The 8,103-nt window shown below is 68.5% G+C and carries 11 protein-coding genes; 3 read left to right on the top strand and 8 right to left on the bottom strand.

Translation table 11 applies throughout. The annotated features are described in order from the left end of the window. Positions 1 to 445 (top strand): LppP/LprE family lipoprotein (locus AC5LSR_RS22060; RefSeq protein WP_493468941.1); only part of this gene is annotated, 445 nt, incomplete at its 5' end. 247 nt (positions 446 to 692) lie between these two features. Here the strand turns inward: AC5LSR_RS22060 and AC5LSR_RS22055 are convergent. From AC5LSR_RS22055 to AC5LSR_RS22020, 8 genes are all read right to left on the bottom strand, one after another. Beyond that, the gene (locus AC5LSR_RS22055; RefSeq protein WP_250291750.1) at positions 693 to 1,955 is read right to left on the bottom strand and encodes a serine hydrolase domain-containing protein; all 1,263 of its coding nucleotides are present in this window, start codon (positions 1,953 to 1,955) and stop codon (positions 693 to 695) included. A 68-nt stretch (positions 1,956 to 2,023) separates the two neighbouring features. Continuing rightward, positions 2,024 to 2,614, bottom strand: a complete 591-nt coding sequence (locus AC5LSR_RS22050; protein ID WP_250280791.1) for a hypothetical protein — start codon at positions 2,612 to 2,614, stop codon at positions 2,024 to 2,026. A 1-nt stretch (position 2,615) separates the two neighbouring features. After that, positions 2,616 to 2,978 carry a PadR family transcriptional regulator gene (locus AC5LSR_RS22045; RefSeq protein ID WP_250280792.1) on the bottom strand — a complete coding sequence of 121 codons (363 nt, stop codon included), beginning with the start codon at positions 2,976 to 2,978 and terminating at the stop codon, positions 2,616 to 2,618. A gap of 287 nt (positions 2,979 to 3,265) precedes the next feature. Further along, on the bottom strand, positions 3,266 to 3,484 hold the full coding sequence (locus tag AC5LSR_RS22040; protein ID WP_250280794.1) for a type II toxin-antitoxin system HicA family toxin: 219 nt from the start codon (positions 3,482 to 3,484) through the stop codon (positions 3,266 to 3,268). Beyond that, the gene (locus AC5LSR_RS22035; protein ID WP_250280796.1) at positions 3,484 to 3,702 is read right to left on the bottom strand and encodes a type II toxin-antitoxin system HicB family antitoxin; all 219 of its coding nucleotides are present in this window, start codon (positions 3,700 to 3,702) and stop codon (positions 3,484 to 3,486) included. The genes AC5LSR_RS22040 and AC5LSR_RS22035 overlap by 1 nt, the downstream gene beginning before the upstream one ends. Before the next feature lie 603 nt (positions 3,703 to 4,305). Then, positions 4,306 to 5,082 (bottom strand): C1 family peptidase, encoded by a 777-nt coding sequence (locus tag AC5LSR_RS22030; RefSeq protein WP_493465642.1) that lies wholly within the window; start codon positions 5,080 to 5,082, stop codon positions 4,306 to 4,308. A gap of 205 nt (positions 5,083 to 5,287) precedes the next feature. After that, complete coding sequence (locus AC5LSR_RS22025; protein WP_445548601.1) at positions 5,288 to 5,593, bottom strand: protease inhibitor I42 family protein; 306 nt, start codon at positions 5,591 to 5,593, stop codon at positions 5,288 to 5,290. Positions 5,594 to 5,739: 146 nt separating this feature from the next. After that, positions 5,740 to 5,979 carry an MMPL family transporter gene (locus AC5LSR_RS22020; RefSeq protein ID WP_250280802.1) on the bottom strand — a complete coding sequence of 80 codons (240 nt, stop codon included), beginning with the start codon at positions 5,977 to 5,979 and terminating at the stop codon, positions 5,740 to 5,742. Positions 5,980 to 6,180: 201 nt separating this feature from the next. Between AC5LSR_RS22020 and AC5LSR_RS22015 the strand changes: the two genes are divergently transcribed. Together AC5LSR_RS22015 and AC5LSR_RS22010 are read left to right on the top strand one after the other, a co-directional pair. Next, entirely contained in the window at positions 6,181 to 7,758 is a 1,578-nt protein-coding gene (locus tag AC5LSR_RS22015) for an AAA family ATPase (protein WP_250280804.1), read from the top strand. Beyond that, on the top strand, positions 7,727 to 8,041 hold the full coding sequence (locus tag AC5LSR_RS22010; RefSeq protein WP_445548443.1) for an LppP/LprE family lipoprotein: 315 nt from the start codon (positions 7,727 to 7,729) through the stop codon (positions 8,039 to 8,041). The genes AC5LSR_RS22015 and AC5LSR_RS22010 overlap by 32 nt, the downstream gene beginning before the upstream one ends. Positions 8,042 to 8,103 lie beyond the last annotated feature (62 nt).

Below are 8,103 nucleotides of genomic sequence, written 5' to 3'. Positions count from 1 at the left end.
CCCCACCCCCCTGGTCTCGCGCACCGGCACGCCGACGGCGGACGCGACGGCCGGGCAGCTCACCCTTGCCGAGGCCTCGAACATGCTCAACGAGCGCGGTTTCACCGTGACCGACCGCTCCGGCTTCGTGCGGGGACGGGCCCTCAACGTCCTGATCGGCAGGAAGGCGGACTCCCCGGCCGTCCCCCAGCAGTTCGGGTTCTTCTTCGTCGGCACCGAGATGATCGGCAAGGACTTCACCGACCCGAGCGCCGGCATCCGCGTCGCCACGGCCCGGGACACCGTCGTCGTGCTGCGCTACGCCCTGTACAAACCCGCGGACCAGACATGCTGCCCGACCGCCGGAACGGCCGACGTGACGTTCCGCTGGGACGGAACGAAGCTGAACGTGGACCCCGCGACGATCCCCCCGAGCGACCCCGCCGCCAACGGCAGCCGCCGCTGACCCGGATCATGTTCCGGCCTGGCGGCCCTACCGTGACCGGGCGTCCGCAGCCGGCCGGGCCGTCGGTGGCGGATACGGGCTCCGGAGATGGCTGAGAGCCCCGGCCGGCACGCGGTGTGCCGGGCGCGAGGCCCTCGGGTCCCTGCGTCGCTCCTACCGGGTCCGCGTATGCCCAGAAGGTCCCAACAGCGCGGGAAACCTGGAATCCCGTTTCCCAAACGGCGAGATATCCCATCGGCCGGTGGTGTCAGGAACGAGGTATCCCGCACAGAGCGTGGTCGGCTGCCGTTGCGAGCGCGGCCTCGGCGGCCGCGGGGGCGGGGTGGATGGTGCTGGCCAGGACGACCGTACGGGTGGTGTCCTCGTTCCAGAACGCCATGGTCTGGTATCCGAAAATGGCGCCGCTGTGGCCCCAGTTCGCTCCGCAGCGGTCCTGGACCCGTTCGATCCCGAGGCCGTAACGGAAGTCCGGGTCGGCGGGATTCTCTACCGTGGTGGTCTTCATCTCCTGGAGCATCCGGGCACGGAGCAACTCGCCGCCCATCAGGGACCGGTAGAAGTGGGACACGTCCTTGGCGCTGGAGACGATGGCACCGGCCGCCCAGGCGTGCGAGGGATTGAGCCCGGTCACGTCGAACGGCCTGCCGTCGGCCGTGGGAACGAGGTCGGCCGGGACGTATCCGTGGGCGTAGTAGCCGGGTAGCTCCCCGGTGGTGGCGGGGAATGATGTGTCGGCCAGGCCCAGTGGCTTGAAGATCCGTCGTTGGAGTTCCTCGCCCAGCGGGTGGTGAGTGATCGATTCGACGAGCAGGCCGGCGACGATGTAGTTGGTGTTGGAGTACTCCCAGGCGGTACCGGATGCGAACGCACCCGGATGGGTTTCGGCGATGGCTACGAGTTCCGTCGGGGCGAAGACCCGATTCCGGACGATGCCCGCCACCAGGCTGGGGTCGGCTGTGTAGTCGAACAGGCCGCTGGTGTGGTTGAGCAGCTGCCGAACAGTGATCTTGTTTCCGTTCCGCAGCAGGCCTGGTAACCAGCGTTCCACGGGACGGTCAAGGGTGAGGCGTCCCTCCCCGACAAGCTGGAGTACCACTGTGGCTACGAACGTCTTCGTGATGCTGCCCACCCGCACCCGGGCCTGCGGCCGCAACGGCGCACCGGTGGCCAGATCGGCGACCCCCGCGGCGGCCTGGCGGATCCCACGGTGGTCCTGCACTCGGACCACCGCGCCAGGGACGCCGGCGGCGATGCCGTCGCTCAGCAGCGTGCGCAGCTCGGGGTCGATCCTCGACGTGTCCGGCTCGGGGGCGGGATGCGCTGCCGTGCCGGCCAGGGCTGGTGCCGCCCCCGCCAGCAGGGGCGAGAGCAGAACGACGGTCGCGAGGAACGCAACGACCGGGAGGACCGTGCCAGAAGACTTCAGCCGATGTGCCCGGTGCGGGCCGCGCACGTCCGGTGAGCGGCGCCACGTGTCGGTTACAAATTCGCGGAATGCATGCCATGTCATTGCGATCTCCAACGGTTTCGCCGGTATGACAGGCCGGATCCGCCTGGCTCCAGCGCCGGGCCGCGATGTCATGCCCGGCCGCCACTTCTTTCCTCTTCGACGGCCAGTGGGGCCTGGCGGCGCTGCCGCTGCCAGGCGGATATCAGCCGCCACATCCGTCCGGTGACGAAAGCCCCGGCGAACATGAGCACGTAGACCAGCGGGGTCCAGGCTCCCCCGACGGATGTATGCGTTCCGTCGAGATAGGTGAATGTCTCGTCGCTGATCAGATAGGGGACCCCGGTCCAGCGGAAGGTGCCGGTGGCATGCGGGGCGATCGTGGTGATCCCGGCGTCGAAGGCGGTCCTTCCGGCGTGCTCGAGCAGCGTCATGAGGACGTCGACGCCGAGAACGGTGACGGCCGCGGCGGTCCAGGACGGCCGCCGGGACAGCTCGCCGTACTCGGCGGCGAGGTAGCCGGCCGCGAGGATGCGCAGATCACCGAGCTGGCGCACGGCCTGCCGGGCGCCGACGTCCTCGGCCGCGGCCCGCAGGTTGTCGCGCAGTTCCCGACGCCGGATGATCCGGGATCTACGCGGCAGGTCCTGCAGTCGGGCGTTCATCGTCCACACGGCGCGTTCGATACGCAGCCGGTCGAGAGTGCTCCGCGAGGTGGCCATGTCAGGTGTCCTCCGTTGAGGTGGGCGGGTCGGGAAGGCGCCGGACAAGCACGGGGTGGACCACCTCGGCCAGTGACAGCCAGCTTGCGGTGCCTTCCGCCAGAGCCTGGGTCCCGGCCGCGGTCGACCGGTAGTACTTGCGGGCCGGGCCGGACCGGGAGGCGACCAGGCGCGCCTCCACCCGGCCCTCGCGTTCCAGGCGTGCCAGCGCCGGGTACACGCTGCCCTCGCTGATGTCCGTCAACCCGAGCTCCCGCAGTCGCTGGACGACTTCGTAGCCGTAGGACTCACGCTCGGCGAGCAGCCGTAGCAGCAGCAACGACAGGACGCCCTTGAGGAGCTGGGGATCATGCGTCGGCGTCATAGATGAAAGCTAAGCCGAGTACCTGGCATTGTCAAGTAGTAGGTATAGGCGAGATAGGGCATGGAAGACCGGACACCGGACCGCATGCCGCCGGCGGCGCGCCGGAGAACACCGGAGAACAGATGCCGCGGCTCCACCGGACACGAGCCAAGCCGGGGAGCGTCTCGCTCCAGCACGAGGACGACTGGTGCGTGACCGGGCCAATAGCCGTGACCGGGCCAATAGCATGGCGTCGATGCCGACGCTCCTGATCGTCCACCACACGCCCCCGTCGTCGGGCGCGGCTGCTACGGGGCGAGTTCGTCGATCGTCAGGCCGATGTCGCTCAGGATGCCCCGCAAGGTGCCCTTGGCCAGGTCGCGGTCGCTGTGTACCGGGACCGTCGTTCCACGCCCGTCCGGGTGACGCATGATGTGGTGGCTGCCGTTGACTCGCGCCACCTTGAAGCCGTGGCGCTCCAGCGCGTGGACGACACGGATGCCTCGGACGGAGGGAACCGGAGGCATCAGGCCGCCACGGTGACGGACAGCTCCCGAGGAACCCCGAACTCCTCGATCAGGCCGACGAGCGCCTCGCGGAGGTCGTCCAATGCCTCCTGCTCGGTCGCGCCCTCGCCATGGGCGCCCACACCTGGACGCAGCTGGGCATGCGCGCACCACACGCCGTCCTCGTCACGCTCGATGACGATCGGGACGGTGACCGTAGTCGTGCGTGACGCCGCCATACGCCCACGATATCGCGGGCGCTGTCCTGGCACGGAACGCTCGCCACGGTCCGTGAAGCCCGCCAGGAACCCGGCACCACCGCCGCGGCGTCCCGGATGGCCCGGTTGAGGGCTGGCTACTGTGATCAAATGGTTGCCGGTTCGCCCCGGGATGACGAAGCGCCGACGCCCGGCGCGGTCGCGGCGATGGCCGCCGGCAATCATGTGTGTCCGGTCTGGCGCAACGAGCTCGGTGGTCTCACCTTCGAGATGACGGGTCCTGATGATCGACGTTTCGTCAGGTGGGCGCCGGCCGGCACTCACCTGAACCTGACCGGCGGAAGCGGCTCGCCTGCGTTCAGCCGCGCCGTTCACGCAGGTTCCGTCGGTGCTCGACGAGAGGCGGGACGGGGCGGGCAGCTGACTGATCACAGCAGGTCTTCCGGGGCACAACGCGGTCGACCCGGTCTGGAAAGCTGATCCGTTGCGCGACATCGAGGCTCGCGGAACGCCCGACACCCGTCGTGCAGATGCACCCTTGTTGTTGCACGGCACGACGGGTGGTTACCGGGAAAGGCTCGGCGAGCCCAGTCGTCGGCATTGGCGGTATTCGATATCAGGTATTTACACCTGGTACTGTCGCAGGTCCACGCCGCTGAGCTGGTCGTAGGTCCGCAGGCGCATTCGGAAAAGGCCGTTGTCGCCCCAGCCGGTGCCCCAGCTGTTTGCGTAGACGATCACGCTGTCGAACACGTTCCGCGTGTCGAGATCAACCCCGATCGCCTCGACCTCGTGGCCGCCGGCGACCCCGCTGGACCGCCATTTGGGGTCAGCGTCGATGAAGCCGGCGGCGTCCGGGTGGAAGAACGCCGCGTACCACGGCATTCCTTGCAGCACCGGGCCGTGCTGGAGCAGCTGCAGCAGACCGTAGGCGGTGCGGGCGAACCGATATCCCTTGATCGTGCCACGTGACTTGAGTACCTTGCAGATGGCCAGGCCGGACGAACCGGTATCGTCCGGTGGGTAGGTGCCGGGATAGCCGTCCACGACGGTGGCATCCTTGTACAGCGTGACGGCAAAGTCCTCCAGCGCCTTGCCGTTGCCCGCCGCGGGCAGAGCCCTACTGCCGACCGCGCTGTAGAAGGGTTCGGTGCCCAGCGCCCCGGTGCCGGCGTTCCCGGTGCACGACCCGAGCTCGCCCTGGTCGAGGATGACAATCCGGCGGTCCCAGAGCTGGTCCACCAGCTTCCCGGACATCGCCGCGACATCGTTCTCGACCATGTACGCCAGACTTCGAGCATCCAGCCACAGGTTGCGGCCGAGCCGCATTCCCTCGTGGACCGTCTCCTCGTATTTGCGATAAAGCAAGCCGCTTTCGAGTAAGCCATGAAGCGAGGCCATCCAGCCACCTCCGGTTGTCACGTCGGACGCGTTGATCATCATTGACGACGCGCCACCGATGATTCTGACACAGCGGGACGCAGACGGCTGGCATTTCTACGACGTCTGCGGTGCGCCGAGTTCCGCAGCCGGCCGGTACTCGCCGCGCGTGCGCATGCACGGATTCCACCGCCGGCGAGACGGCCGCGACGGAGCAAAGAGAAGATCAGTCCGCCACGTCGAGCTGAACGTCGAAGGTGTCGGTCACCTGGAACGACCAGCTACGCTTCTTCACCAGCCGGAGCAGCACCGGGCCGGGCTGCAGCGGCTCGAAAGTGAAGATCCGCATGCCGCCGGCGCCACGCGGCTCGGTCGGGCCCTCGTAGCGGTCGCCGATCGCTCGCAGCAGGGCCGGGTCGGTCTGCGCCTGCCAGCGGTAGCCGGTGGTCGGCGTCTCCGGCAGCTCGCAGACCACCGGCTCGCCGACCCGAACCGTCCGGCGCCTTCCAGCGTCAGCCTTCGCCAGGTACATACGTCCAGTGTGCGTGCCTGCGTCCGCCCCCGGCTACCACGAATGCGTGTCCCTCTCATTACGGATCTGGTATTGACGCATGCTCTGTATACCTTTCTATGGGCACGGTGGCGATACAACTGGCGCGGTTCGAGCAGTGGCGACGATCACGAGCGGTTGCGCTGGAAGCCTCCGGGCGGCTCGTTGACGGTTCTCGGCGAGGTCGCCGCCGCCCGCGAGGAATGCCGGAAGCTCGGCGGCGCCATGGTGCGGGCGGTGTTGGTGTCGGACCGGCCGGCCTTCAGGCCGGCGCGATGCCTGGTGATGATGAAGAGTGCGTAGTCGATACCCACGCCGAGGCCGATGAGGGCGCCGAGCGTCAGGGCGAGACCGGCGATTCGGAGCATGGCACTGAGACGAGGACCCGCCGCGGGCGTGAGTGACTCGGCGGTGACTTCACGGGGAAGCCGGATGAAACACGTAGAGCCATGCGGCCGCCCCGAGGAAGTATGGCTCTCCTGACGTCACAGCGGGTCGCTGATCGTCGATCACGGTAGGCTGGCACGCAGAGGACGCGCCACCGCGGGACCGTGGAGGGGAAGGACCGGATGAGCCGTCGGTTCAACACGGCTGGTCCGTGCAGCCCCGTCGACCATTACATGATCCCGGCGCTGGAACGGCTGCCGGCGGCGCCGGCCCTCGTCGGCCAGAATGCCTACTTCGTCGTTCATGCCCCCCGCCAGACCGGCAAGACGACCGCGCTGCGCGCGCTTGCGCAGGACCTGACCGCCCGGGGCCGCTACGCGGCGCTGCACTTCTCCTGCGAGGTCGCCGAAGCCGCCGGTGACGACTACGGCGCGGCCAACCGCGACATCCTCACCCAGATCAGGATCAACGCCGAGAGCCAGCTGGCAACGGATCTTCGCCCGCCGGCCTGGTCCGCGGAGTCGGAAGGCAGCCTGCTGCAGGTGGCCCTGCGGGCGTGGGCGCTGGCGTGCCCACGCCCACTCGTGCTGTTCTTCGACGAGATCGACGCGCTACGCGGACAGAGCCTGATCAGCGTGCTCCGCCAGCTCCGCGCCGGGTTCCCGACCCGATCCCAGGAGTTCCCCGTTTCGGTTGCCCTGTGCGGCCTGCGTGATGTCCGCGAATACAAGGCGCTCGCCGGCGGAGATCCGGACCGTCTCGGGACCGCGAGTCCCTTCAACGTCAAACTGGAGTCCCTTCGGCTCGGAGACTTCACGCCGGACGAGGTCGCCGAGCTCTACGGTCAGCACACCGCCGAGACCGGGCAGCGGTTCGCCCCGGGTGCCGTCGAACACGCCTACGAGCTCACCGCCGGCCAGCCGTGGCTGGTCAACGCACTCGCCCGCGAGGTCGTCGAGAAAATGGCCGTGCCCGCACCCGAACCAGTCACCATCGCGCACCTCGAGGACGCGAAGGAACGGCTTGTCCTGGACCGCGCCACGCATCTGGACTCGCTCGCGGCCAAGCTCGCGCAGCCGCGGGTCCAGCGGATCATCGGCCCCCTCCTGGCGGGTGATCCGTTCGCTCTCGAGCCCTACGACGATGATCTCGTCTATGTTCGTGACCTCGGCCTGATCGCGCCAAAGGCTCCGGTCCGGGTCGCGAACCCGATCTATCGGGAGGTCATCGCCCGGGTCCTGTCGTCGAGCATCCAGGAGAGCGTCACCGCCGATCCCCGGTCGTTCGTCCGCCCGGAGGGCGGTTTCGACTTCCCCAGGGTGCTCGACGAATTCGCCGACTGGTGGATCGAGAACGGTGACTTTCTGGTCAGGACGGGCTTCTACCACGAGGCGGCTCCCCAGCTGATCCTCATGGGATACCTCCAGCGTGTCGTGAACGGCGGTGGGTTTGTCGAGCGTGAGTACGCGGTCGGCACGGGTCGTGTCGACCTGCACATCCGCTGGCCCTACGTCACCGCCGACGGCTCCCGCCGTGTCCAGCGTGAGGCGTTGGAGATCAAGACCTGGCGTTCGAAGAAGACGGACCCGCTCCGCCAGGGCCTCAGGCAGCTCGACCGCTATCTCGACCGCTTCCAGCTCGGCACCGGCACCCTGGCCATCTTCGACCAGCGCCCCGCGGCCCCCCCCATCGACGAACGTACCGCCATCACCACGGTCACCAGCCCCGCTGGCCGCCCGATCACCCTGCTACGCGGGTAAGGGACAAAGCCGGACAGCGTCTTCGGGGCACGACCAACGTCTCGCCGGGCAGCCCGTCGTACCGCGCTACGACCTGTACGACCCCGCGGACAGGATCCGCTGCCCCTCCGCCGGAACGGCCGACGTGACCTTCCGCTGGGACGGAACGAAGCTGAACGTGGACCCTCCGACGATCCCCCAAGCGACCCCGCCGCCAACAGCAGCCGCCGCTGACCCGGAGCAGGGGACGGAACGAGTATGTAAGTGGCTGCTCCAGCGACCACTTACATACTCGTTCCCGTGACTCGGCCGCCTCGGCTTGGCCGCCGGTTCGGGTGGGCGGGGGTGTCAGGGCCGGCGGTGGAC

Source organism: Protofrankia sp. CiP1_Cm_nod4, from assembly GCF_982290645.1.
Note: the sequence above shows the minus strand (reverse complement) of the source record. Positions and strands in the feature narration are given on the sequence as shown.

What these genes read in the sequence shown, in the direction of transcription:
- AC5LSR_RS22015 (WP_250280804.1), top strand. Translation starts at nt 6,181, where the DNA reads ATGAGCCGTCGGTTCAACACGGCTGGTCCGTGCAGCCCCGTCGACCAT.
- AC5LSR_RS22020 (WP_250280802.1), bottom strand. Translation starts at nt 5,979, where the DNA reads ATGCTCCGAATCGCCGGTCTCGCCCTGACGCTCGGCGCCCTCATCGGC.
- AC5LSR_RS22050 (WP_250280791.1), bottom strand. Translation starts at nt 2,614, where the DNA reads ATGGCCACCTCGCGGAGCACTCTCGACCGGCTGCGTATCGAACGCGCC.
- AC5LSR_RS22030 (WP_493465642.1), bottom strand. Translation starts at nt 5,082, where the DNA reads ATGGCCTCGCTTCATGGCTTACTCGAAAGCGGCTTGCTTTATCGCAAA.
- AC5LSR_RS22035 (WP_250280796.1), bottom strand. Translation starts at nt 3,702, where the DNA reads ATGGCGGCGTCACGCACGACTACGGTCACCGTCCCGATCGTCATCGAG.
- AC5LSR_RS22055 (WP_250291750.1), bottom strand. Translation starts at nt 1,955, where the DNA reads ATGACATGGCATGCATTCCGCGAATTTGTAACCGACACGTGGCGCCGC.
- AC5LSR_RS22040 (WP_250280794.1), bottom strand. Translation starts at nt 3,484, where the DNA reads ATGCCTCCGGTTCCCTCCGTCCGAGGCATCCGTGTCGTCCACGCGCTG.
- AC5LSR_RS22045 (WP_250280792.1), bottom strand. Translation starts at nt 2,978, where the DNA reads ATGACGCCGACGCATGATCCCCAGCTCCTCAAGGGCGTCCTGTCGTTG.
- AC5LSR_RS22025 (WP_445548601.1), bottom strand. Translation starts at nt 5,593, where the DNA reads ATGTACCTGGCGAAGGCTGACGCTGGAAGGCGCCGGACGGTTCGGGTC.